The sequence below is a fragment of the Streptococcus infantis genome (assembly GCF_047464215.1).
In the GTDB taxonomy this organism is placed as follows: Bacteria; Bacillota; Bacilli; order Lactobacillales; family Streptococcaceae; genus Streptococcus; species Streptococcus infantis_P.
Genome location: NZ_JASHCG010000004.1, coordinates 106,930 through 131,676, shown reverse-complemented (window position 1 = coordinate 131,676; position 24,747 = coordinate 106,930). Strand labels below are relative to the sequence as shown.

Annotated in this window: 20 protein-coding genes and 1 other annotated feature; of the genes, 2 read left to right on the top strand and 18 right to left on the bottom strand. The window is 42.3% G+C overall.

Features of this window, described 5'->3' with window-relative positions; translation table 11 throughout:
- Window positions 1-119: 119 nt before the first annotated feature.
- The 3 genes from QM469_RS03895 to typA all read right to left on the bottom strand — a co-directional run bounded on the left by QM469_RS03895 (window position 120) and on the right by typA (window position 10,382).
- On the bottom strand, window positions 120-7,904 hold the full coding sequence (locus tag QM469_RS03895) for a G5 domain-containing protein (RefSeq protein ID WP_414286089.1): 7,785 nt from the start codon (window positions 7,902-7,904) through the stop codon (window positions 120-122).
- A 371-nt stretch (window positions 7,905-8,275) separates the two neighbouring features.
- Window positions 8,276-8,521, bottom strand: a complete 246-nt coding sequence (locus QM469_RS03890; RefSeq protein ID WP_045763157.1) for a DUF3165 family protein — start codon at window positions 8,519-8,521, stop codon at window positions 8,276-8,278.
- A 19-nt stretch (window positions 8,522-8,540) separates the two neighbouring features.
- Window positions 8,541-10,382, bottom strand: coding sequence for a translational GTPase TypA (gene typA / locus QM469_RS03885; RefSeq protein WP_060956097.1), 1,842 nt, complete (start codon window positions 10,380-10,382; stop codon window positions 8,541-8,543).
- A gap of 161 nt (window positions 10,383-10,543) precedes the next feature.
- Here typA and QM469_RS03880 point away from each other — a divergent pair, with 161 nt between their 5' ends.
- Window positions 10,544-11,269, top strand: a complete 726-nt coding sequence (locus QM469_RS03880) for a pseudouridine synthase (RefSeq protein WP_414276435.1) — start codon at window positions 10,544-10,546, stop codon at window positions 11,267-11,269.
- Window positions 11,270-11,449: 180 nt separating this feature from the next.
- Here the strand turns inward: QM469_RS03880 and QM469_RS03875 are convergent, their stop codons facing one another.
- The 6 genes from QM469_RS03875 to QM469_RS03850 form a co-directional block, all read right to left on the bottom strand.
- Complete coding sequence (locus QM469_RS03875) at window positions 11,450-11,833, bottom strand: rhodanese-like domain-containing protein (protein ID WP_414276436.1); 384 nt, start codon at window positions 11,831-11,833, stop codon at window positions 11,450-11,452.
- 5 nt (window positions 11,834-11,838) lie between these two features.
- Entirely contained in the window at window positions 11,839-12,063 is a 225-nt protein-coding gene (locus QM469_RS03870; protein ID WP_000646475.1) for a YqgQ family protein, read from the bottom strand.
- 49 nt (window positions 12,064-12,112) lie between these two features.
- Window positions 12,113-12,580 (bottom strand): ECF transporter S component, encoded by a 468-nt coding sequence (locus QM469_RS03865; protein WP_153225495.1) that lies wholly within the window; start codon window positions 12,578-12,580, stop codon window positions 12,113-12,115.
- On the bottom strand, window positions 12,558-13,331 hold the full coding sequence (locus QM469_RS03860; RefSeq protein ID WP_248035981.1) for a bifunctional hydroxymethylpyrimidine kinase/phosphomethylpyrimidine kinase: 774 nt from the start codon (window positions 13,329-13,331) through the stop codon (window positions 12,558-12,560). Before QM469_RS03860 ends, QM469_RS03865 begins: the two co-directional genes overlap by 23 nt.
- Complete coding sequence (gene truA, locus QM469_RS03855) at window positions 13,321-14,070, bottom strand: tRNA pseudouridine(38-40) synthase TruA (protein ID WP_414276437.1); 750 nt, start codon at window positions 14,068-14,070, stop codon at window positions 13,321-13,323. Before truA ends, QM469_RS03860 begins: the two co-directional genes overlap by 11 nt.
- A gap of 85 nt (window positions 14,071-14,155) precedes the next feature.
- Window positions 14,156-14,611 carry a GNAT family N-acetyltransferase gene (locus QM469_RS03850; protein WP_414276438.1) on the bottom strand — a complete coding sequence of 152 codons (456 nt, stop codon included), beginning with the start codon at window positions 14,609-14,611 and terminating at the stop codon, window positions 14,156-14,158.
- A gap of 69 nt (window positions 14,612-14,680) precedes the next feature.
- On the opposite strand from QM469_RS03850, the gene QM469_RS03845 reads away from it, so the two are divergent.
- Window positions 14,681-15,343, top strand: a complete 663-nt coding sequence (locus QM469_RS03845) for a prepilin peptidase (protein WP_414276439.1) — start codon at window positions 14,681-14,683, stop codon at window positions 15,341-15,343.
- Here QM469_RS03845 and trpA read toward each other — a convergent pair.
- The 9 genes from trpA to QM469_RS03800 all read right to left on the bottom strand — a co-directional run bounded on the left by trpA (window position 15,312) and on the right by QM469_RS03800 (window position 24,727).
- Window positions 15,312-16,094: a tryptophan synthase subunit alpha gene (gene trpA / locus QM469_RS03840; RefSeq protein WP_414276440.1), complete on the bottom strand. Its 783-nt coding sequence runs from the start codon at window positions 16,092-16,094 to the stop codon at window positions 15,312-15,314. The genes QM469_RS03845 and trpA overlap by 32 nt on opposite strands.
- Window positions 16,087-17,310: a tryptophan synthase subunit beta gene (gene trpB, locus QM469_RS03835; RefSeq protein ID WP_414276441.1), complete on the bottom strand. Its 1,224-nt coding sequence runs from the start codon at window positions 17,308-17,310 to the stop codon at window positions 16,087-16,089. The genes trpA and trpB (QM469_RS03835) overlap by 8 nt, the downstream gene beginning before the upstream one ends.
- Window positions 17,288-17,887: a phosphoribosylanthranilate isomerase gene (locus tag QM469_RS03830; protein WP_248035975.1), complete on the bottom strand. Its 600-nt coding sequence runs from the start codon at window positions 17,885-17,887 to the stop codon at window positions 17,288-17,290. Before QM469_RS03830 ends, trpB (QM469_RS03835) begins: the two co-directional genes overlap by 23 nt.
- Window positions 17,874-18,641 carry an indole-3-glycerol phosphate synthase TrpC gene (trpC, locus tag QM469_RS03825; protein WP_414276442.1) on the bottom strand — a complete coding sequence of 256 codons (768 nt, stop codon included), beginning with the start codon at window positions 18,639-18,641 and terminating at the stop codon, window positions 17,874-17,876. The genes QM469_RS03830 and trpC overlap by 14 nt, the downstream gene beginning before the upstream one ends.
- Entirely contained in the window at window positions 18,638-19,642 is a 1,005-nt protein-coding gene (trpD, locus tag QM469_RS03820) for an anthranilate phosphoribosyltransferase (protein WP_075227783.1), read from the bottom strand. Before trpD ends, trpC begins: the two co-directional genes overlap by 4 nt.
- Before the next feature lie 10 nt (window positions 19,643-19,652).
- Window positions 19,653-20,219 carry an aminodeoxychorismate/anthranilate synthase component II gene (locus tag QM469_RS03815; protein WP_414276443.1) on the bottom strand — a complete coding sequence of 189 codons (567 nt, stop codon included), beginning with the start codon at window positions 20,217-20,219 and terminating at the stop codon, window positions 19,653-19,655.
- Entirely contained in the window at window positions 20,216-21,577 is a 1,362-nt protein-coding gene (trpE, locus tag QM469_RS03810; protein ID WP_414276444.1) for an anthranilate synthase component I, read from the bottom strand. Before trpE ends, QM469_RS03815 begins: the two co-directional genes overlap by 4 nt.
- A gap of 293 nt (window positions 21,578-21,870) precedes the next feature.
- Window positions 21,871-23,049: a tryptophan synthase subunit beta gene (gene trpB, locus QM469_RS03805; RefSeq protein ID WP_414276445.1), complete on the bottom strand. Its 1,179-nt coding sequence runs from the start codon at window positions 23,047-23,049 to the stop codon at window positions 21,871-21,873.
- A 160-nt stretch (window positions 23,050-23,209) separates the two neighbouring features.
- Window positions 23,210-23,440 (bottom strand) — a binding site (T-box leader).
- A gap of 60 nt (window positions 23,441-23,500) precedes the next feature.
- Entirely contained in the window at window positions 23,501-24,727 is a 1,227-nt protein-coding gene (locus QM469_RS03800; RefSeq protein ID WP_414276446.1) for a DegT/DnrJ/EryC1/StrS family aminotransferase, read from the bottom strand.
- Window positions 24,728-24,747 lie beyond the last annotated feature (20 nt).

Here is a 24,747-nt window from a genome sequence, read left to right as displayed (position 1 = left end):
TTGCAATTCAAAAGGTGTTTTTCTGTCTCGAACCTAGCTAACTAGTTAATCATTTTTACAGAATATCAAAATTGGCATGAACTCTTATGAAACTTTTAAATGATTGACTTATCTTGCTCTTAAGAAGTATAGATGGAATTTCTAAACTCATTTGATTCCTTGAGATATGCCTTGTATATAGCCTTTTTCAACTTCTGAACAGGAGTTTCAATGAAACGGTATTGTTTTTGGCTGATATTTCCTGCTTTGATCTGAGCAAGTTCTTCTTTTACCGCTTCTTCCATCAATTGCTTCATTCTTTCAGGACTGGCAATCACTTCTTGCTTACCTTTATAGTCAATGGTAATCGATTTCAACTTACTGATATTTGCAATCCTTTCATCCATTTGTTCCTTCTTGAATTGAGCATAGGTTTTACCAACTAAGATCTTTTCAAAGATGTACTGGTCTGACAAGGGACGATTCTCTTTTTCAGCATCTTGCTTGTACTGATTAGAGACATAAGGAACGAAACCTTCGTAGTAACCAAGACCTGCCATGAGTTCAAAGGCTTGTTTTCTAAAGCTGATATCGCCACTCATCCCCTTGTCATTTTCGTTGACACCATAAATCGTATCAAACATATCAACGGTATAATAGCCATTGGCATCTACTTTACCTGTAGCCGTGAACCCCTTGATAATATAGCGATTTACTACGATGTGATTATCAATCAAACTATGAACATCGCCTAGCATGCTAGCATCTGCCTCTGTCAAGGCCTTGATTTCCTCACTCTGGTGAGTTGGTTTGACAGATGGATTTGGATAAGAAACAGGAGTTCTTGAACCACTTGTCGCACTCGGCAAGAGTTGCTTAAAGTAGACTGCCTTATCCGCTGCTGACAATCCTCGACTTGCCTCAGCTTCTAGATAATCCAAAGTATAGAGAACATCGAAACTACCGTGCATATATTCTTTCAAATCTGTAGCTGATTTAAAGCGTTCCGGTGTTTTGTTGTAAAAACTTTCTTTGTCACTCTCATCATAAACAAAGTTCAAGTTAAAGTAACTATCTGTTTCAGGAGTGTAGGAGTTTTCAAAGATTCCACGTGCATAGAATTCTGCTCCTGTACCATCTCGTCGACCATAATTGTTAAAGAGAACTGTACGATCCAACAAGTGAGTCATTTCATGAGAATAGGTTGCTGACCCTCGATCGTCCAAAACTCTATCAATAAAGTAGCGAACACCAACCCCATTAGCCTCAGCACCTACTGATTGAGACGGAGAATACATGCCTAGCGGAGACATGAAGTCCTTGACTCCCTTATCCGCCTCTGAACCAAACTCCTTAGACCAGGTTTCCTTGATGCCTGCATTTTGCTTGCTAGTATACTTTTTCATAGTATCCACAATCAAACGGTTGGTTACTAGTTTTGATTGATTGTCTTTTTTAGTGATTCTATAAAGCGTATCAACATAAGCAGCCTGACGCTCAGCTGTCAGTTCAACCAAAGCCTTCACTTTTTCCAATTCAGCCTTATATTGGGTAGGATTGCTCTGAGCCAGTGAGCTATCCATATAAGTTCCGATATTACCGTAAGAAACGGTTGCCATATTTGTAATAGCATAAATACTTGGTTCCTTGATATTCACTAGGCCTAGAAGGGTTGCCATGTTATATTGTTTGCGATTATCAATCTGTTGAGGTTCTGCTCCATACTTGGCAGGATCAGAGGTTAATTTCGTGTAGAGACTTACATTTTCGTCTGTTTTTTCTTTAGATTGCTTCTCGACAACGATAGCTTTTGTAGCATCCTTCAACCAAGTATCGCCATCCATACTTGTAAAGGTAGTTCGGTTATAGTCAAGAAAGTCTAATAGAGTTGACTTGTCGGTTACCTTTCCAAAGTATTTTTCAAATGTTCGTGGACTATTGACCATCTTCATCTCATCATAGCTCATTGAACCCAGAGATGTTAGCCACTCTAGTGATGTCACCTTCTTGCCAAAGGAGCTTGGATTGTAGGCAAGAATATCACGGATGTTGGTCTTGCCAAAGTCAATATTATAAAAACGATTGATATAGGTTAAACCTAAGAGAATTTTTTCCTTATTAGCTTCTAAATCTGCCTGAACCTTAGCTCTGCTTTCCGCTGTGTTTCCAAGCACACTCAAGCTATGGGCTACAACTTTTTTAAGGTCTGTATCTAGGGTCTTTTTCGTTTCTTCAAGCGCGTCTTTAATAGATAATCTCTCTAGATATTCTTTACGAAGGACTTCTCTAACCTCATCATCTGTAATAGTAGGATTTGTCTTTTTGAGTTCAATCTTCTTACTAATCACATCTCGACCCAGAATATTTGGTCTGAGAGCATTTGTCACGTAAGGATTGGAAAGCAAATCTACAGCCTTCATTCCTTGGCTAGCAGGTCGTACATCGATAGCATTTTCTAACTCCGTATTCACTGGAAGAAGATGAGGTTTGTTTTCTTTGGTTCCCACCAAGATGACCTTTGGCTTCATTGCTTTTGTCACAGTACTTGTTTCCGTGTGTGATAGCATTTCACCTGTTTGCGAATTTACTTCATAAACTCTGGTAGTGGTGGACTCACCAGGATCGCCCTGGCTTTCTACTTTTTCAAGATCCTTATCAAGTGTTGGATCCTGACGGCGTTCCTCCTTGATTGGAATTGGTGTCACGATGGTTTGGACATTTCCGACTTTCATAACTTTATCAATCGGAACTGTTACTTCTTTTTGGTGATCTCTTTCTGTAACCTGACCTGTCTGAGTATCTACTTGGTAGGTGGTAGTCGTTTTTTCGCTTCCTTCCTTACCTGAAATAGCAACTTTTTCTGTTTGATAAGGAAGTGTCGGATCCGCTTCATATATCGTTTTATTAGCGATAACCTTCGTTTCCACACTTGGTTTGGTCCCAACTAGAACAACCTCATCTACCTTTTCCACCAGAGTTTTTGATGTACTAGCCTCTGTAATCTGACCACTGGTTTGATCTCTTGTATATCGTGTAGTGGTTTCTACTTTTCCATTGACCCCATGAATTTTCGTTTTTCTAGAACCGATCTCTTGGCTATCATCTGCTTGATAGATTGTTTTATATGGGATTGTTTGGGTATCAATCTTAGGTTCTGGAACTGGCGCCGACTCTACCTTAGTACCTACTGCTATAATTTCGGAAATTGAATCCACAGTTACAGTGTTGGATTTGACTTGGCGGACTTCTTTGCCATCCACAGTCGTCACTTCCGTTAAGATCGTGCGCTCACCTGCGACGCCTGATCGGATAAGGCGGGTTTGCCCCTTGAGTAAGTCTGGATCGTCTTGATGAATAGTATCATAAGCAACGGCTTCTGTCGTTACTTCAAGCTCTGGTTTCACCTCGACCAAGCTTGGTGTACCTTCGCTTGGAATTGAAGTGGATTCTACCTTAGTGCCTACTGCTATGATTTCTGAAACTGGCTCCAAGGTTACAGTATTGGATTTGACTTGGCGGTCTTCCTTACCATCCACAGTCGTGACTTCCGTTAAAATAGTGCGCTCACCTGCAACACCTGCTTGAATGACACGTGTTTGACCCTTAATCAAGTCCGGATCGTCCTGATGAATAGTATCATAAGCAACGGCTTCTGTCGTAACTTCAAGCTCTGGCTTCACCTCGACCAAGCTTGGTGTACCTTCACTTGGAGTTGAAGTGGATTCTACCTTAGTGCCTACTGCTATGATTTCTGAAATTGGTTCCACAGTTACAGTGTTGGATTTGACTTGGCGGTCTTCCTTGCCATCTACAGTTGTCACCTCTGTTAAGATAGTGCGCTCACCTGCAACACCTGCTCGGATAAGGCGAGTTTGACCCTTAAGTAGGTCTGGATCGTCCTGATAAACAGTATCATAGGCAACGACTTCTGTCGTAACCTCAAGTTCTGGCTTCACCTCGACCAAGCTTGGAGTGCCTTCACTTGGAGTTGAGGTGGATTCTACCTTAGTGCCTACTGCGATAATTTCTGAAACTGGCTCCAAAGTTACAGTGTTGGATTTGACTTGGCGGTCTTCCTTACCATCTACAGTCGTGACTTCCGTTAAAATAGTACGCTCGCCTACAACCCCTGCTCTGATGACACGAGTTTGACCCTTAAGCAAGTCTGGATTTTCCTGATGAATTGTGTCATAGGCAACGGCTTCTGTCGTGACCTCTAGCTCTGGTTTCACCTCGACCAAGCTTGGTGCTCCCTCACTTGGGATTGAGGTGGATTCTATCTTAGTGCCTACTGCGATGATTTCGGTAACTGGTTCTAAGGTTACAGTGTTGGATTTGACTTGGCGGACTTCCTTGCCATCTACAGTCGTCACTTCCGTTAAAATAGTGCGCTCTCCTGCTACTCCTGCTTGAATGACACGGGTTTGACCCTTGAGCAAGTCCGGATCGTCCTGATGAATAGTATCATAGGCAACGGCTTCTGTCGTGACCTCTAGCTCTGGTTTCACCTCGACCAAACTTGGTGCTCCCTCACTTGGGATTGAGGTGGATTCTACCTTAGTGCCTACTGCGATGATTTCGGTAACTGGCGCCAAGGTTACAGTGTTGGATTTGACTTGGCGGTCTTCCTTGCCATCTACAGTCGTGACTGCCGTTAAGATAGTACGCTCGCCTGCTACTCCCACTCTGATGACACGAGTTTGACCCTTAAGTAAGTCTGGATCGTCCTGATGAAGAGTGTCATAAGCAACGGCTTCTGTCGTTACTTCAAGCTCTGGTTTTAGCTCGACCAAGCTTGGAGAACCTTCACTTGGAATTGAGGTGGATTCTACCTTAGTGCCTACTGCTATGATTTCGGTAACTGGCGCCACAGTTACAGTATTGGATTTGATTTGGCGGACCTCCTTGCCATCTACAGTCGTGACTGCCGTTAAGATCGTGCGCTCACCTGCTACACCTGCTCTGATGACACGAGTTTGGCCCTTAAGTAAGTCTGGATCGTCCTGATAAACAGTATCATAGGCAACGACTTCTGTCGTAATCTCAAGTTCTGGCTTCACCTCGACCAAGCTTGGAGTTCCTTCACTTGGAATTGAGGTGGAGTCTACCTTAGTGCCTACTGCTATGATTTCGGTAACTGGTTCTTGGGTAATACTATTAGATTTGACTTGGCGGTCTTCCTTGCCATCTACGGTCGTAACTTCCGTTAAAATAGTACGCTCACCTGCAACGCCTGCTTGAACAACACGAGTTTGACCCTTAAGCAAGTCTGGATCGTCCTGATGAAGAGTGTCATAGGCAACGGTTTCTGTCGTCACCTCTAACTCTGGCTTAACCTCGACCAAGCTTGAAGTACCTTCACTTGGGATTGAGGTGGAGTCTACCTTAGTACCTACTGCGATAATTTCGGAAACGGGCGCGGTCGTCACTTCATTAGAAACCTGCTTGCGATTATCCTTGCCATCTACAGTCGTCACTTCCGTTAAGATCGTGCGCTCACCTGCGACGCCTGCTCGAACAACACGAGTTTGACCCTTAAGTAAGTCTGGATCGTCCTGATGAAGAGTGTCATAAGCAAGAGCCTCTGTTGTAACCTCAAGTTCTGGCTTCATCTCTACCAAGCTTGAAGTACCTTCACTTGGGATTGAGGTGGAGTCTACCTTAGTGCCTACTGCGATTATTTCGGAAACGGGCGCGGTCGTAACTTCATTAGAGATCTGCTTGCGATTTTCCTTGCCATCTACGATCGTCACCTCGGTTAAAATAGTACGCTCGCCGGCTACTCCTACTCTGATGACACGAGTTTGACCCTTAAGTAAGTCTGGATCTTCCTGATGAAGAGTATCATAAGCAACGGATTCAGTCATCACTTCAAGTTCTGGTTTCACCTCGACCAAGCTTGGAGTACCTTCACTTGGAATAGAGGTGGAGTCTACCCTAGTGCCTACTGCGATGATTTCTGATACAGGGGAGGTGGTGACTTCATTGGAAACTACTTTACGAGTTCCCTTACCATCAACCTTGGTGACCTCGGTTAAGATAGTGCGTTCGCCTGTTACGCCTGATTGGATAATACGAGTTTGGCCCTTAAGCAAGTTTGGATCTTCCTGATGAAGAGTGTCATAAGCAACGGATTCTCTCGTAACCTCTAGTTCTGGTTTCACCTCAACCAAGCTTGGTGCACCTTCACTTGGGATTGAGGTAGATTCTACCCTAGTGCCTACTGCGATAATTTCGGAAACGGGCGCGGTCGTAACTTCATTAGAGATCTGCTTGCGATTTTCCTTGCCACCTACGATCGTCACCTCGGTTAAAATAGTACGCTCGCCGGCTACTCCTACTCTGATGACACGAGTTTGACCCTTAAGTAAGTCTGGATCTTCCTGATGAAGAGTATCATAAGCAACGGATTCAGTCATCACTTCAAGTTCTGGTTTCACCTCGACCAAGCTTGGAGTACCTTCACTTGGAATAGAGGTGGAGTTTACCTTAGTGCCTACTGCGATGATTTCAGAAACTGGTTCTAAGGTTACAGTGTTGGATTTGACTTGGCGGTCTTCCTTTCCATCTACAGTCGTCACTTCCGTTAAGATCGTGCGCTCACCGGCTACGCCTGCTCGAACAACACGAGTTTGACCCTTAAGTAAGTCTGGATCTTCCTGATGAAGAGTGTCATAGGCAACGGATTCTGTCATCACCTCTAACTCTGGCTTGACCTCGACCAAACTTGAAGTACCTTCACTTGGAGTTGAAGTGGATTCTACCCTAGTGCCTACTGCGATAATTTCGGAAATTGGCTCCAAGGTTACAGTATTGGATTTGACTTGGCGGTCTTCCTTGCCATCTACAGTCGTCACTTCCGTTAAAATAGTACGCTCACCGGCTACGCCTGCTCGAACAACACAAGTTTGACCCTTAAGCAAGTCTGGAGCATCCTGATGAATAGTATCATAGGCAACGGATTCTGTCATCACCTCTAACTCTGGCTTGACCTCGACCAAACTTGAAGTACCTTCACTTGGAGTTGAAGTGGATTCTACCTTAGTGCCTACTGCGATAATTTCGGAAATTGGCTCCACAGTCAAAGTATTGGATTTGACTTGGCGGACCTCCTTGCTATCTACAGTCGTCACTTCCTTTAAAATAGTGCGCTCACCTGCAACACCTGCTTGGATAATACGAGTTTGGCCCTTAAGTAAGTCTGGGTCTTCCTTTTGAATAGTCTCATAAGGAACTGGCTCTCTTGTTACTTCCAATTCTGGTTTTTCTTCAACAAGACTTGGTGCACCTTCACTTGGAATTGAGGTAGTTTCTGCCTTATCTCTTTGTGGAGAATGAGGTTTTGTATCTTCAGTCTTAGAAACTTCCTCATTTTCTCTTACAAAGTAATAACCTGTAAATTCATAACCCTCAATCCTTTCTGGACTAGGCAAAAATTCTCCTGCAACTGTTTTGATGAGAGCTGGACGAAGCTCTACTAAATTCTCCAAGGCAGAAACCGATAGAGCAGTCCCACCTACAGCCAAAACCGTCACTAGAAAGAGAGAGGCTCCCTTTCTCTTTTTAATGAGAGTGAGTGAAACCAGCAAAATTCCTGTACCTAGCAAAGGCAGAATGGCATTTGAAAACAAGCCAGTATCAGGTAACTTCGCAGTAGATTTACGGTAGACGAAGTAATAATCCTTACCTTCCTCCACTTTGATAGCATTTTCTTCAAACCAACGCAGTTCAGCCCCCAAAGATTCAGGCAAGTCTTTATCTTCTACATAGTGTGACACTAGCTGAGGAATCCTTTCCTCTGCAAGCACAGTATTTCCACTTGTGCTTACAAAAAATAAACTCGTTCCTAATAAGACGGAACAAGTTCCTACTGCATACTTTCTCAAAGAAAAGCGTTGTTTTTCTTTAACATGATGTTGTTTCATGACAAACTCCAATTTCGTATCTATTCCTTCTCACAGTATATCAAAAATAGTAAACACCTACAAAAGATTTGAATAATAAAATTCCTATATCTAACTTCTTTATCCAATTTTAAAGAAATCCATCCTTATCCTTTGCAAAGATTCGAAGTTCGAGCTTAATTTCTTCAATGTTCTTCCAATATCCTGCCACTGAAGGGAAAGATAACACTGATACAAGTCGATTAACTTTTCAAAAATCCTAAGAAAATTAAATATGATTTCTTTGTTACAGAGTAAAAAAACCACAAGTAAAATCAGTTTTTCTGACTTCACTTGTGGTATGTTTAATAAATATCTTTACTGAATTCTAGTAGAACTCCACAGCCGTTTTCCTATCTCTTTTTCACCGACATTAAAGATATATCTCGCAAACTAAAATACGTAAGGACCAGCATGGCTACTGTAATAAAGAATTCTGTTGGTAGCTGAAAGATTTGCAGGATGGACAACATGAGCAAAATCACGAGGGAAACGAGACCAAAAACAAGAATTACAATATTAACCGTTCCCTTGATACTTTGAGGTGTCGCAAATATATAGAGTAAGAGTAATAAAATCCCTATGATTAAATAGACCATTTTCTGCTCTTTCTAGCTCTTATTCAGCTGATTTTTTCTTTTTGTTTGCTTTCTCACGCTCTGCCTTGTTAAGGATTTGTTTACGCAAACGAATAGATTCAGGTGTTACTTCCATGTATTCATCATCATTCAAGAACTCAAGTGATTCTTCAAGAGTCAAGATACGAGGAGTCTTGATAACCGCTGTTTGGTCCTTAGTTGCTGAACGAACGTTGGTCATTTGTTTCGCTTTCGTAATATTAACAGTCAAGTCATTTTCACGAGAGTTTTCACCGATGATCATTCCTTCGTAAACCTCAGTACCTGGGTTAACAAAGATTGTTCCACGTTCTTCGATAGACATGATAGAGTATGTTGTTGCCTTACCTGTATCAATAGAAACAAGGGCACCACGGTGACGTCCACCGATTTCACCTGGAATCAATGGCAAGTATTGGTCGAAGGTATGGTTCATGATACCGTAACCACGAGTCATTGACAAGAACTCGGTTGAGTATCCAATCAAACCACGGGCTGGAACAAGGAAAACCAAACGAGTTTGACCATTACCAGTTGAAATCATATCCAACATTTCACCTTTACGTTCAGAAAGACTTTGGATAACAGATCCTTGGTATTCTTCTGGTGTGTCGATTTGAACACGTTCAAATGGCTCACATTTAACACCATCAATTTCTTTTACGATAACTTCTGGACGAGATACTTGAAGCTCATAACCCTCACGACGCATTGTTTCGATAAGGATTGACAAGTGCAATTCCCCACGTCCTGATACAGTCCATTTATCTGGTGAATCAGTTGGGTCAACACGAAGGGAAACGTCTGTTTGCAATTCTGCTTGAAGGCGCTCTTCTACCTTACGAGAAGTGACCCATTTACCTTCTTTACCAGCAAATGGTGAATTATTAACTAAGAAAGTCATTTGAAGAGTCGGCTCATCAATGTGTAGGATTGGAAGTGCTTCAACTGCGTCTGTAGGAGTAATTGTTTCACCAACGAAGATATCTTCCATACCAGATACGGCAATCAAGTCACCAGCTTTGGCTTCTTGGATTTCACGACGTTCCAAACCAAAGAAACCAAAAAGTTTTGTGACACGGAAGTTCTTAGTTGTACCATCAAGTTTAGAAAGGGTAACTTGATCTCCAACCTTTACGCTACCACGGAAGACACGTCCGATACCGATACGACCTACGAAGTCGTTGTAGTCAAGAAGTGACACTTGGAATTGAAGGGGCTCATCTGAGTTATCAACTGGAGCTGGAATGTGGTCGATAATGGTATCAAAGATTGGTGCCATAGTCTTTTCTTGGTCTGCTGGATCATCTGACAATGAAGATGTTCCGTTGATCGCTGACGCATAAACAACTGGGAAGTCAAGCTGGTCATCATCCGCACCAAGCTCGATGAAAAGTTCCAAGACTTCATCTACTACTTCTGCTGGACGAGCTGATGGCTTATCAATTTTGTTAACCACAACGATCGGCACAAGGTCTTGTTCCAAGGCTTTTTTCAATACGAAACGAGTCTGTGGCATAGTTCCTTCGTAAGCATCTACGACCAAAACAACACCGTCAACCATTTTCATGATACGTTCAACTTCTCCACCGAAGTCCGCGTGTCCTGGTGTGTCCATGATGTTGATACGAGTTCCGTTGTAGGCAACTGCTGTATTTTTCGCAAGGATGGTGATTCCACGCTCTTTCTCAATATCGTTTGAGTCCATTGCACGCTCAGCTAACTCTGTACGCGCGTCAAGAGTTTCAGATTGTTTCAACAATTCGTCAACGAGGGTAGTTTTACCGTGGTCGACGTGGGCGATAATCGCGATATTACGGATATCTTCTCTTAATTTTGTCATGATTTCCTCTATTGTATTCAAAAATTTATTTTCTAACTGAACGATTATACCACAATTTAAAGCAAATGACTTAATTCAAGTAAGTGTAAATGTTTTCAAAAGAAAATTCATTCCTTCTCTTTTCTTTTCAAAAAAACCAACTTGTGATAAGATAAGCTGGTATGCGTTTAGATAAATTATTAGCCCAGGAAAAAATCAGCCGTAAGGCCATGAAACAAGCTCTTTTGAAAAAAGAAATTTTAGTTGATGGACTCTCTGCTAGTTCCCTTTCACAGAATGTTGATACAGGGTTGCAAGAGCTGATTTTCAAAGATAAAAAAATCCAAGGATACGAACACACCTACCTCATGCTCCATAAGCCAAATGGAGTCGTGACTGCAAGCAAGGATAAAAAACTCCCAACTGTCATGGACCTTCTTCCTCAGCATCTCCAGTCAGAGCAACTCTACGCCATCGGCCGTCTGGATCGGGATACGACGGGTCTCCTCCTCTTAACGGATAATGGTCCCCTAGGTTTTCAACTCCTCCATCCTCAGTATCATGTAGATAAAACTTACCAAGTAGAGGTCAATGGGCCACTAACTCCCGACCAGATTCAAGAGTTTAAAGATGGGATTGCCTTTCTTGATGGAACTATCTGTAAACCTGCTCAACTTGAGATTTTATCCTCAAGTCCTAGTCTCAGCCAAGCCACTATCACCATCTCTGAAGGAAAGTTTCATCAGGTCAAAAAAATGTTCCTCTCTGTTGGTGTCAAGGTCACTGCTCTTAAACGCACCCATTTTGGCCCTTGGAGTCTTGATGACAATCTCCAAGAAGGCGACTATCGACATCTAAACTCACAAGAATTGGCAATCATTCTTGACTTTCTTAGAAAAAGTGGTTAAAAAATGAGGTTGGGACAAAAGATCCCGACCTCACTTTTTATTAGCAATCAAACTTTGACGCGGTTGCTGATTGAACTTTTTGTTCGTCTTTTAGACTCCAAAAAGCTCCTAATCATCCTCGCGGGGCTGGGACTACGAAATCGAGACTTTGTCTATCGATTTCTGTCCCACCGCCATTTCTTATTTTTCAACTTTTACTTTCCCTGTCCAAGAATCCAAGCCGTAAGACAGAATATAAATTTCTGAGAAACCTTGTTTTTTCAAGAAAAGTGCTGCATTGGTCACACGTTGCGCACGTTGGTTTTCATAGAGAAGAACAGGTTTATCCTTGCGAAGCGCTGCAAGACTTGTCTTCAATTGATTTGAAGGGATATTACGAGCTCCGAGGATATGTTTTCTGTGGAAGTCAGCTGGATCACGTAAGTCAATCAACTGTCCTGTACGAATCAATGACTCAAACTCTGCATTGTCCACAATTTTCGCTGCCTGACGAATGCGAAGATAGTTATATCCCATCCAAGCCAACATCGCTACAATAAGTCCCCATAATACCCAAGTTACCATATTACCTAATCTCCATTTTTTTCTAAATAGTCTAATTCTAGTTTGTGCTCTCTGCGCAGAACAGCTTCCGCTTCTAAATAATCTAGCTTGTCCATCAAGCCTGCATCATAGATTCGAGATAGCTCGATCTTCATCAGTTCAATGTCATAGAGACGTTTTCCCATATAGACAATGATACCAAACTGTTTGAGAAATTGTTGCACATCGTAGAGTGTTTTCATAGCTTTCATTTTAGCAAATTATCAGAGTTTTTTCAATAGTTGCCATGGAAGACTATTTTTACTGCTTACTAATGTTCTTGATACTCCGATATAGAAGATACCCAACAACCATCCCAACAAAATTCTGTAACAGATTGTGAGGGACATCTAACCAGGCTTGCCCCCAACCTTTCATCCAAGCAGTCGCACATGCATATCCAGCTACCATGATGATAGTCGCCAAAACTAATCCAAGCCCCTGCCATTTTCCTTTAAAACCTGCAAAATATCCCTGCAGACCATGGAAAAGCAAGCTGAAGAACATCCAGTGAGGGTAACCTGAAATCAGGTCAATGAGGAAACCTCCTAGACCCCCAACGATGGCTCCTTCACGGCGCCCATAATAAAAAGCGGTAAAGAAGATTCCTGCATCTAAAAGAGTTAAGATTCCTGCTTGAGTTGGGATTTTTACAATATAACCTAAAACTACTGATAGAGCAGTTAGTATAGATAATAGGGCGATTTTACTTGTTTTGGTTTGCTTCATATTGTCTGACTCCATATTGATCTGCTTGTGCGATGGCACGGTAAACAAAGGCTTTAGAACTCTCAACTGCTGGTAAGAGCTCCTCTCCTTGTACTAATTGACTGGCAATGCTCGATGCAAAGGTACAACCTGCACCAGCATTTTGACCTCCTAAGACTGGATTTTCTAAAATGGTAAAGTCATGACCATCATAAAAAACATCCACAGCCTTATCCTGACTGAGGCGATTCCCACCCTTGATAATGACTGCTGGTGCACCCAAGTCATGTAATTTTTGAGCTGCAGCCTTCATATCTTCCAGACTTTCAATCTTTTGGTCTGCAAGCAACTCTGCCTCAGGAAGATTCGGAGTAATCACTGATACATAAGGGAAAAAGCGAATCAACTCTTGACAGAGCTCACTAACTGCAACGTCGTGCGTTTCCTTACAAACCAATACAGGGTCCAAGACTACTGGAACTCCTGAACTTTCCTTAATGAAATTCAATGCTTTTTCAGCAACACCGACTGTCGGCAAGAGACCAATCTTAATCCCTCCAAAGTCTACACTTTTCAGGCTATCCAACTGTTGTTGGAAAATAGTCTCATCTGTCGGGAAGACCTCAAAACCATTTTCCGTCAAAGCAGTTAAACAAGTCATGGCTACAAAACCATGCAAGCCATTCAAGGTGTAGGTCGCAAGGTCTGCTGCCAATCCACCACCACTAAAAATATCATTTCCTGAAAGTGCTAAAATACGATTATTCTTCATAACGAATCTCCTTCAAATACAAACCATTGGGTGCTGCAGTTGGTCCTGCCAACTGTCTGTCTTTTTTCTCCAAAATCAGGTCAATCTGTTCAATCGGCATACGGTTGTTACCAATTTTCAGAAGGGTTCCGACCATATTTCGAATCTGCTTATAGAGGAAGCCATTGCCAGAGAATGTAAAGGTCAAAAACTGCCCTGTTTCATCAACCCTAAGACTAGCTTCCGTGATCGTCCTAACCTTATCCTCCACACTAGTACCTGATGCCGTAAAACCAGTAAAGTCATGTGTTCCCTCTAGTTTTTTTACAGCTTCTTGCATCCGCTCCACATCGAGTGGATAGGGATAATGAGTCGCATAATGGCGACGCATGGGATTTTTAGGACGTCCTCTATCTACGATAAACTCGTAGGTCTTGCTATGCTTGACATAACGGCAATGAAAATCGTCAGCCACTATCTCAATCGAAATCACATCGATATCTTCAGGACTTTGGGTATCAAGAGCAAAACGAAGTTTTTCCTCATCCATCTGATAGGGAAGATCAAAGTGAATGACCTGTCCTAAAGCATGAACGCCACTGTCCGTTCGCCCAGCTCCATGAATGGTAATAGCTTGTCCCTTATTTAATTTTGTTAAAGTTTTTTCAATTTCCTCCTGAACACTACGAGCATGAGGTTGCCGCTGAAAGCCAGCAAAGGCGTATCCGTCATAGGAAATGATTGCTTTATATCTAGTCATGTGTCTATTTTATCAAGAAAATTTCTCTGTAACAAGTTTGAAAATCAAAAATTGTAAGGGTACAGTTTCTGGTATAATCTAATTCTTATCTAGATTTTTTCATCATATATTTTTGTATAGGTGCTTCCAACATTTGAGCGATTTCAAATCCTTCTTTTTGGTAAAGATTCTGAGCTCTTGTATTTGTCACGAAGACATTTAGAGAAATACTATCTATATCTCCATTTTCAAAGGCCAAACTAACAAATTTCCTTAATGCCTGGCTACCTAGCCCTTGCCCCTGTTTCTGGGGGTTGATCAATAATCTCCCGATATGAAGATTTCTGTCTTCTATCCTGATTTTCTGGATAAGCCCGACAAACTCTTGTCCAGCAAAGATTGAAAAGATTCCTTCCAAATCTTGCAAGACATGAATTGTCAAGGGAAAAGGAATCATTGTTCCCATCCATTGTTCTTGAAAGGATTTGCCAAGGGAGTTAGACCATTGGCATACGAATTGAGCGTTTTCTATACTCACATTTTCTTCAAAACGAATTGTCATCTTTTCCTCACCATCTTATCTGTATTTGTCTATTATACTGCTTCTTCCATTTTTTACGAATAAATAAGTATGATTGATTTTTATTTTTTTCTTGTCGGAAGCATTCTCGCCTCCTTTCTTGGTTTGGTCATTGACCGTTTTCCAGAGCAATCCATTATCAGTCCAGCTAGTCACTGCGATTCCTGCCATACTCGCTTACATCCCTTGGATTTGATTCCTATTATCTCTCAAGTAGCCCATCGCTTTCGTTGTCGCTACTGTAACTCAAGCTATCCCTTTTGGTATGCTCTCTTTGAGCTGATTCTAGGACTTCTCTTTCTAGCTTTCTCTTGGGAATATCTAACCTTAGGACAACTTATTCTGATAACTGCTGGCTTGACCTTAGGAATCTATGACCTCCAGTATCAAGAATATCCCTTGCTAGTATGGCTGACTTTTCACATTATTCTCATGGTTTGCTCTGGCTGGAATCTGGTTATGATTTTCTTCCTTGCCCTTGGAATTTTGGCTCATTTTATCGATATCCGTATGGGCGCAGGGGATTTTCTCTTTCTGGCTTCTTGCGCCCTTATTTTTAGCCTAACCGAAATGCTGATTTTAATTCAAATTGCTTCCACAACCGGCATTCTAGCCTTTCTCCTGCAAAAGAAAAAGGAAAGACTTCCTTTCGTGCCTTTCCTCGTGCTGGCTGCTTGTGCGATTATTTTTGGTAAGCTACTGCTTCTTGGATAAAGTCAGCGATTTCTGCTACCTGTCCTTCATGGAGAGCTTTTACAATTTTCGAACCAACGATAACCCCATCTGAAACCGCATTGAAGCGTTCTATATCAGCTTGACTAGATACACCAAAACCTGTCAAGACGGGGATGTCGGCCACTTGATGCAATTGTGCCAAGTGCTTGTCCAAGTCTGCACGGTAATTGCCTGATTTCCCTGTCACCCCGTTGATAGCAACGGCATAGACGAAACCTTCTGCCCCTTCAATCAACTCCTTCTGGCGCTCAATTCCTGTCGTCAAACTAACTAGAGGAATCAAGGCGATATCTGTATCTGCCAAAAATGGCTCTACGAAATTAGCATGTTCATGAGGCAGGTCTGGGATAATCAATCCCTTAACCGCTGTATCTGCCAAATCTTTGACAAAGTTCTCCACACCATACTGAAAGAGGGGGTTGAAGTAGGTCATGATAACAAGTGACACCTCTGTTTGAATGGTTTTCAAAGTTTCAACCAAAGCTTGTGTCGAAGTCCCATGAGCTAGACTGCGCAAGCCAGCTTCTTCGATAACAGGTCCATCTGCAACTGGGTCTGAAAAGGGAATGCCCACTTCAATGGCTGAGACACCCAAATCTTCTAAAAAGTGGATTGTTTCTCCTAGTCCATCCAAACCTTTCTCGTGGTCTCCAGCCATGATGTAAGGAACAAAAATTCCTTTTCCAGCTGCTTTTATAGCATTCAATTTTTCTGTTAATGTCTTAGGCATGAGCTTCTCCCTTCTTTGCTGCATCTGCTTCCAAGCGGTCTTTGACTTGAACCACATCCTTGTCCCCACGACCTGATAGACAGACAATCATGGATTTGTCTGAGCCAAGTTCTTTGGCCAATTTCACCGCAAAGGCGATAGCATGGCTTGATTCCAAGGCCGGGATAATCCCTTCCACACGAGACAAGAGTTGGAAACCTTCCAAGGCTTCTTCGTCAGTCACAGGAACATAGCTGGCACGCTTGATGTCGTGGTAGTGAGAATGTTCTGGACCGATACCAGGATAGTCCAAACCTGCTGAGATAGAGAAGGCTTCAAGAATTTGACCATGGGTATCTTGGAGCACATCCATGAGAGATCCGTGGAGAACACCTGGACGACCCTTGGTCAAGGTTGCTGCATGATGCTCTGTATCCACACCTAGTCCTGCTGCTTCAGCTCCATACATAGCCACTGACTTATCTTCCACAAATGGATGGAAAAGTCCGATGGCATTAGAGCCACCACCAACACAGGCTACTAGGACATCTGGTAAATTTTCACCTGTCAATTCACGGTACTGTTGTTTAGCTTCTCGACCAATGACACTTTGGAAGTCACGAACGATTTCTGGGAAAGGATGAGGCCCCAGGGCAGAACCAAGGATATAGTGGGTATCATCGATATTAGCCACCCATGAACGAAGGGCTGCATTGACCGCATCCTTGAGCACGCGCGAACCGTCTGTCACTGCTTCAACCTTGGCTCCCAAAAGCTCCATACGGAAGACATTAAGGGCTTGACGTTTAACATCCTCTTCACCCATATAGATGGTACATTCCATGTTAAAGAGGGCTGCAGCTGTTGCAGTTGCCACACCGTGCTGACCAGCACCTGTTTCAGCAATAATTTTCTTCTTGCCCATGCGTTTAGCGAGGAGAACTTGCCCCAAGGCATTGTTAATCTTGTGGGCGCCTGTATGGTTGAGGTCTTCACGTTTAAGGTAAATCTTGGCTCCGCCGATATGCTGGGTCAAGTTTTTTGCGTAGTAAAGGGGAGTTTCACGACCTACATACTGGCGCAAAAGTTGATTTAACTCTTCTTGGAAACTTGGATCTGCCTGACTTTCACGATAAGCCTCTTCCAATTCCAATACTGCTGTCATCAATGTTTCTGGGACAAAACGTCCACCGAATTTCCCGTAAAATCCATCTTTATTTGGTTCTTGATATGCCATTCTTTACCCTCTCTATAAATCTTCTAATCTTTTCATGATCTTTTTGTCCGTCTGTTTCTACTCCGCTTGATACATCTACTGCAAAGGGAGAGAAATGCTGAATTGCTCTTGCTACATTGTCCTCATTTAGCCCGCCTGCGATGAAGAAAGGCCGGGCTAGTTCTGTCGTATCCAGTCGGCCCCAGTCAAAGGTTTGTCCACTCCCTGCCACAGGAGCATCAAAGAGTAGATAATCTGCCTGAGAATTGGGTACATGCCCATTCCCATCAACTTGTACAGCTTGAATACTGGCACAAGGTAAATTTTCAAATAGTTTATCTACTACCTGACCGTGAACTTGTGCAAAGTCCAAACCAACTTTGTCTACCGCTTCTAACAGTTCTGCCCGACTGGGTGAAACAAATACTCCAACTTTTTGAATATGGCTAGGAATAAACTTAGCCAGCTCTGCTGCTTGTTCCAAGGTCACCTGTCTTTTGCTAGGTGCAAAGACAAAACCAATGTAGTCTGCTCCAGCCGACACAGCTGTTTTTACCGCTTCTTTGGTCGATAGTCCACAAATCTTAACCTTTGTCAATCTGCAACTCCTTGATTCTCTGGGCTACATCTTCTGCCTGCATGAGGGCTGTTCCTACTAAAATTCCGTTAAAGTATGGTGCTACTCGTTTTGCATCCTCCTCTGTAAAAATAGCAGATTCAGAAATGTACAAGCAATCATCCTTAAAGTGTTTGGCCAAGTCTAAGCTGGTCTGCAAGTCGACTCCAAAGGTTGTCAAATTGCGATTGTTGACACCAATAATTTGAGCTCCAAGTCTATGAGCCACTTCCAGTTCAGCAAGATTATGAGTTTCCACCAAAACTTCTAGACCCAGTTCTGTCGCGTAGTCGTAAAGCTCCTTGAGTCGTTTTTCAGATAAGGCCGCTACGATGAGCAAGATGACGGTCGCACCTGCATTGCGAGCACGGATGATTTGCTTTTCATCGATGATAAAGTCCTTGTTGAGCGTCGGAATCTCTACCTGACTAGAAATCTCTCGCAGATAATCCAAATGACCTTTAAAGAAAACCTCATCTGTCAGAACAGAAATCATAACCGCGCCGTTAGCCTCGTAAGTCTGGGCCTGTTGTACGATATCCACATCCAGATTGATATCACCTAGACTTGGACTTGCCTTTTTGACCTCAGCAATGATTTGCAAGCGGTCCTGATGGTTTTTCAAATATTCAGCCAAACGATAGCTTTCTCGCAAGGGCTGAAGTTCCTCTCGTTCCATCTTTTCAACTTCACGCGCCTTTTGCTCTAGGATTCGTGACAAAAATTCCTGACTCATCTTTGATACTCCTGTAATAGTCTGAGTTTTTCAAGGGCCTTACCACTGGCAATCACTTGACGTGCCAATTCAACTCCATCCTTGATACTGTCTGCTTTACCATTGGCGTAGAATCCGAGACCTGCATTTAAAACTGTTGTTTCCAAGAATGGACTTGGTTCGTTATTAAGAACACTGACAAGAATGGCTGCATTTTCATGAGCATTTCCCCCACGAATGTCTTCAATAGCAATGCGTTCCATTCCCAAATCTTCTGGAGTAAAGGTTGATAAAGTAATTTCACCATTTTCAAGAAGGGCAATACTGGTAGTTCCATTCAAACCAGCTTCATCCAATCCTTCTGGACCGGCTACTACAATGGCACGTTTGCGGCCCATGTTTTTCAAGACCTGAGCAGTACTTTCCAGAAGTTCTGGGCGACTGATTCCTAGAAGCTGTGTTTCCAAGACCATTGGGTGAATGAGCGGACCTGTCAAATTCATGATGGTTGGAATTCCCAATTCCAAACGTGCTGGCATGATATATTTCATAGCTGGATGCATGTTTTTGGCAAAGAGAAAGACGATTCCTGTTTTATCAAACACCTTACCCAATTGTGATGGTTTGAGGTCAATATTGATTCCCAAAGCTTGCAAGACATCTGCTGACCCAGATTTAGAAGAAATAGAGCGATTTCCATGTTTGGCCATGTGGATTCCTCCACCTGCCAAGACAAAGGCTGCAGTTGTAGAAATGTTGAAGCTAAATGACTTATCTCCACCTGTACCACAGTTATCCATAGCATCTTGAATATTTGTTGGAATGTGTTGAGCATGTCCTCTCATGACTTGAGCGAGGGCTGTTCTTTCTTCAGGTGTTTCTCCCTTCATTTTAAGAGCTAAAAGTAGGGACGCAATTTGTGCTTCTGTCACTCGCCCTGTTACGATGCGTTCGATCACATCTGTCATTTCAACACTTGATAAATCTTCAAAGTTGGCTAATTTTTCAATAATTTCTTTCATTTTGTGTTCCTCACTTTACAACTTTCTCGATAAAATTCTGAATAGAAGATAGGCCATCTGGCGTTCCAATACTTTCTGGATGATACTGAAAACCATAAATCGGCAAGGTTTTGTGTTGAATCCCCATAATAGCTTGGTCATCTATCGAACGAGCTGTCACTTCAAACTCTTCTGGCATCTCTTCGATTAAAATACTGTGGTAACGCATGACTGGACGATTGTCCTCAATCCCTTGATAGAGAACTGATGGAGTCTCAAATCGGATTTGACTTTGTTTACCGTGCATAACTTTAGGAGCCAAGCCTAACTTGCCACCAAAGACTTCTGCGATGGCTTGGTGCCCCAAACAAATCCCTAGAATAGGTTTCTTACCTGCAAAATCACGAATCATTTCTTCCATTTTCCCAGCATCAGCTGGCCAACCTGGGCCAGGAGAAAAGACCAGTCCATCTGCCTTTGTAGCTTCTTCATAAAGGTTTGGATCATCATTTCTCAAAACCTGAACTTCTGCGAAATTCCCGATATATTGAGCCAGGTTATAAGTAAATGAATCATAATTGTCAATCAATAAAATCATGGTCTTAGTTCTCCCATTCTAGTCATAGATTTAGCTTTGTTAATCGTTTCTTGGTATTCGTTCTGAGCGATGGAATCATAAACAATTCCTGCACCAGCCTGTACGTAGGCTGTTTTATTTTTAAGAATCATGGTTCGAATTGCAATAGCAAAATCCATGTCTCCAGTTGCTGATAAGTAACCGATAGCTCCTGCATAGACACCTCGCTTCTCTTTTTCTAGTTCATAGATGCGTTTCATGGCCCGAATCTTTGGTGCTCCCGATACTGTTCCTACCGGAAGTGTCGCCTTTAAGGCATCCATGGCAGTCAGTTCTGGTAATAAATGTCCTTTAACCACGCTGGTCAAATGCATGACATAGCGGAAAAGTTCGACTTCCATATACTTGGTTACTTGGACACTTGCTGTTTCAGCAATTCTACCGATATCATTTCGTCCCAAGTCCACCAACATTCGGTGTTCTGCCATTTCCTTTTCATCAGAAAGTAGATCACTTGCAAGTGCCGCATCTTCCTCATCATTGGCACCTCTAGGACGTGTACCTGCAATTGGATTGGTTGTCACAATGCCATTTTTGACGGAAACCAAGCTCTCAGGACTGGCACCGATAATTTGATAATTTCCAAAGTCATAAAAGTAGAGGTAATTTGATGGATTGGTCACTCGGAGATTTCTGTAGAAGTCAAAAGGATTTCCAGTTACTTCTGCGGAGAAGCGCTGACTGAGCACACATTGGAACATATCTCCCTTGCGAATCAAGTCGCGAGCTGTTTCTACCATCTCTTCAAATTTCTGAGGTGCAATATGTGGTCTAAACTGAAGTGGAGAAACGTCCAAATCTTCAAATTCATTTGGAGCAGGGATTTTCAACTCTTCTAAAACCTGATCTAAAGCCACTTCTAGTTCTTCATTACTACGATTACTGTAGAGAGCATCCTCGATGACATTAATTTTTTCTTTCTTATGGTCAAAAACTATATAACTCTCATATACGAAGAAATGCATATCTGGCGTCCCAATGGTATCCTGAGGGATTTGGCCGATTTCCTCATAGAGCGAAATCATATCGTAACCCACAAAGCCAATGGCTCCCCCACCAAAAGGGAGGTCTGAATGGTGCTGACTCTTATGAGTCACCTCATAGAGGAAATCCAAGGGATCACGATCAATCACCTGACCATTTTGATAAAGAACTCCATTCTCAAACTTAATCTCAAAAACTGGGTTATAGGCTAAGATAGAAAATCGAGCATTTTCTTTTTCTCTTGGGATACTTTCAAGTATGACCTTGTGTTTTCCGTTTAAGCGCATATAAGCCAAGATTGGTGATAAAACATCTCCATGAATGATTCGTTCCATTGTAATTTCCCTTTCAGTTCTTCTTAAATTTCGTGTTGATTCTACAAAAAATCCCCACGCAAAATAACTTGCGTGAGGACGAAATTCGTGGTGCCACCTCAATTATAGGATTTCTCCTATCTCTCATTCCTGTCTCAGATAGCTCCTGTAACAGGTTGTGCGATAAAGGGCACTCCCTCGAGAATCATGTTTTCTTCTCTCATTTCAGATGGACCCAACCTTACAGCTTTCTCTGCTTGTTTTCAGCAACCACAAGCTCTCTGTGAGAGAAATCTCTGTATCTTTTCCATCTTTTATTTTTTAGCTTCAAGATAATCTGCAATAGCAGCTACGTCCTTGTCTCCACGACCAGAGACATTGATGATGATAATCTCATCTTTACTTAGTTTCGGCGCACGTTTAACTGCTTCAGCGATAGCATGTGAGCTTTCAATTGCAGGGATGATTCCTTCTGTTTTGCTTAATAAAAGCAAGGCTTGGACAGCTTCTTCGTCTGTCGCTGCTACATATTCTACTCGACCAGAGTCTTTAAAGAAGGCATGTTCTGGACCAACCCCTGGATAGTCCAAACCTGCTGAGATAGAGTAAACTGGCGCCAGCTCTCCATCTTCCTTAAAAACTGCATAAGTCTTCATTCCATCGACAATTCCGACACTACCCTTGGTCATAGTTGCTGCGTGCTTGTCTGTATCAAGTCCATGACCAGCAGCTTCTACCCCAACCAATTTTACTTCTTCATCAGCTACATACTGTGAAAAAGCTCCGATGGCATTAGAACCACCACCCACACAGGCAATAACGTAGTCTGGCAGACGTCCTTCTTTTCCCAAGATTTGACGACGTGATTCTTCACTAATAACCTTTTGGAATTCATGGACAATCGTTGGATAAGGATGAGGGCCTACAGCAGATCCTAAAACGTAGAATGCTTCAAGGTCATTCATCCATGCTCCAAAGGCTGCATCAACCGCATCTTTGAGGGTACGAGTACCAGTTTCAACTGCGTGAACAGTTGCTCCCATCATCTCCATGCGGAAGACATTGAGACGTTGACGCTCCACATCTTCTGCCCCCATATAGACATCACATGCCATACCAAATTTGGCCGCAGCTGCAGCTGTCGCAACACCGTGCTGGCCAGCTCCTGTCTCAGCAATGACACGCTTTTTACCCATGCGTTTTGCTAGAAGGATTTGTCCTAAAACGTTGTTGAGCTTGTGAGATCCAAGGTGGTTAAGGTCTTCACGTTTGAGATAAATCTTAGCTCCACCTAAGTGCTCTGTCAAGCTTTCTGCAAAATAGAGCGGAGTCTCACGACCTGAATAATCCTTCAAGTAATGACGATATTCTGCCAAAAATTCTGGATCGTCCTTGTATTTATCAAAAGTCACTTCCAACTCATCTAATAAAGCCTGAATTGGTTCTGGTACAAAACTACCACCAAATTGTCCAAAATAACCTTTAGTTGTCATAAATTTTTCCTCCTTCTATATGAATCCAGCCTTTTGTTTGCTTTTAGTAGTAGGCAAGGAGCTGTAGATAGAACTCAAGTTCATCAAAGCGACTTAACGCCCTAATAAAAGATAAACAAAATGACGGATAGAAAAAACCCACACACGGAATCTATTTCCATGTGAGGGCGTTCGTAACGCGGTACCACCTCAATTGTAAAGAGAATATCCCCTTTACATCTCTGCCTTGTCTAACAACAAGTTGCACTGTAAGGTGTGCCTACCGAATTTTCATTGTTTCAAATTCACTTTTAAAATCAGCCCAATTTCACTAGTTTCAACCACCTGTTCACAGTAACCACAGGCTCCCTGAAGATCAAAAATAATTACTTTTCTGATTTGTTGAGTTAATTATATGTTATTGTTTTTTCTTTGTCAACCGTTTTCACTAATTTTTTACTAATTTTTTTAATTATTTTTCTGAAGCGCCTAGAACTTCTTCAGAAACTCTGACAAAAGTTTCAATGATATAATCTACTTCTTCATCCGTTAATTTCGTGTGAAGTGGTAGTGTAATTTCATTTACAAAGAAAGCATAAGCTCGTGGATAATCAGCCATGTCAAATCCTAGATTCTTATAGGCTGTCAAAAGAGGAAGCGGTTTGTAGTGAACGTTACTTGCGATTCCAGCTTTGGCCAATTCTTGGATAATTTGATTGCGTTGTTCGAGACTTGCTCCTTCTACATGGGTAACGTAAAGGTGACGACAAGATTCTACAGTATCTGTCTTATGAGCCAATGGGTGAATACGAGTTCCTGCAAATCCACGGTCATAGCAAGTTACGATTTCTTTACGACGTTGAAGCAAGCCAGGATAACGATCCAATTGTACCAAACCAATTGAAGCCATGATATCCGTCATGTTGCACTTGTAGGCAGGTGTTACGATATCGTATTCCCATGAACCTAGTTGCATCTTGGCAAGAGCATCTTTAGTTTGACCATGAAGAGATAGGATTTGGAATTCCTTGTACATTTCTTCATCATCAATAGCTGGATTAGCTTTCCAAGTAGCACTTCCTCCTTCAGCAGTTGTGAAGTTCTTAACTGCGTGGAAAGAGAATGATGTAAAGTCTGCAATGGAACCAGCTGGTTGTCCTTTATAGGTTGAACCCAAAGCATGAGCACTATCAGAGACAATCACAATACGGTTAAAGGCCTTTTGCCACTTGCTAGTAGCTGTAAAGAGGTCACGTTTCTTCTCAACAACTTGGAACAAACGGTCATAGTCACAAACAATCCCTGCAAGCTCAACCGGAATAATCACCTTAGTCTTTTCAGTAATGGCTTGCTCAAGCAAGTCATAGTCCATTTCAAACGTATCTGCTTGGATATCCACCATGACAGGTGTTGCTCCCACGTGAGTGATGACACTACATGAAGCTGTATAAGTCATAGCTGGAACGATGACTTCATCCCCAGGTCCCACTTCCAAAACACGCAAAATCAACTCAAGAGCGGCAGTTGCAGAGTTGAGGCAGACTGTCTTAGGTGTCTGAGTATAGGCAGATAGACGACGCTCCAATTCTTTTGTCTTTGGACCTGTTGTGATCCAACCAGAACGGAGGGTATCTGCTACTTCAGCAATTTCTGCTTCGGTAATATCGGGTGGTGAAAATGGAATATTGTAATTTGGCATTGATTTACTCCTTTTACTGT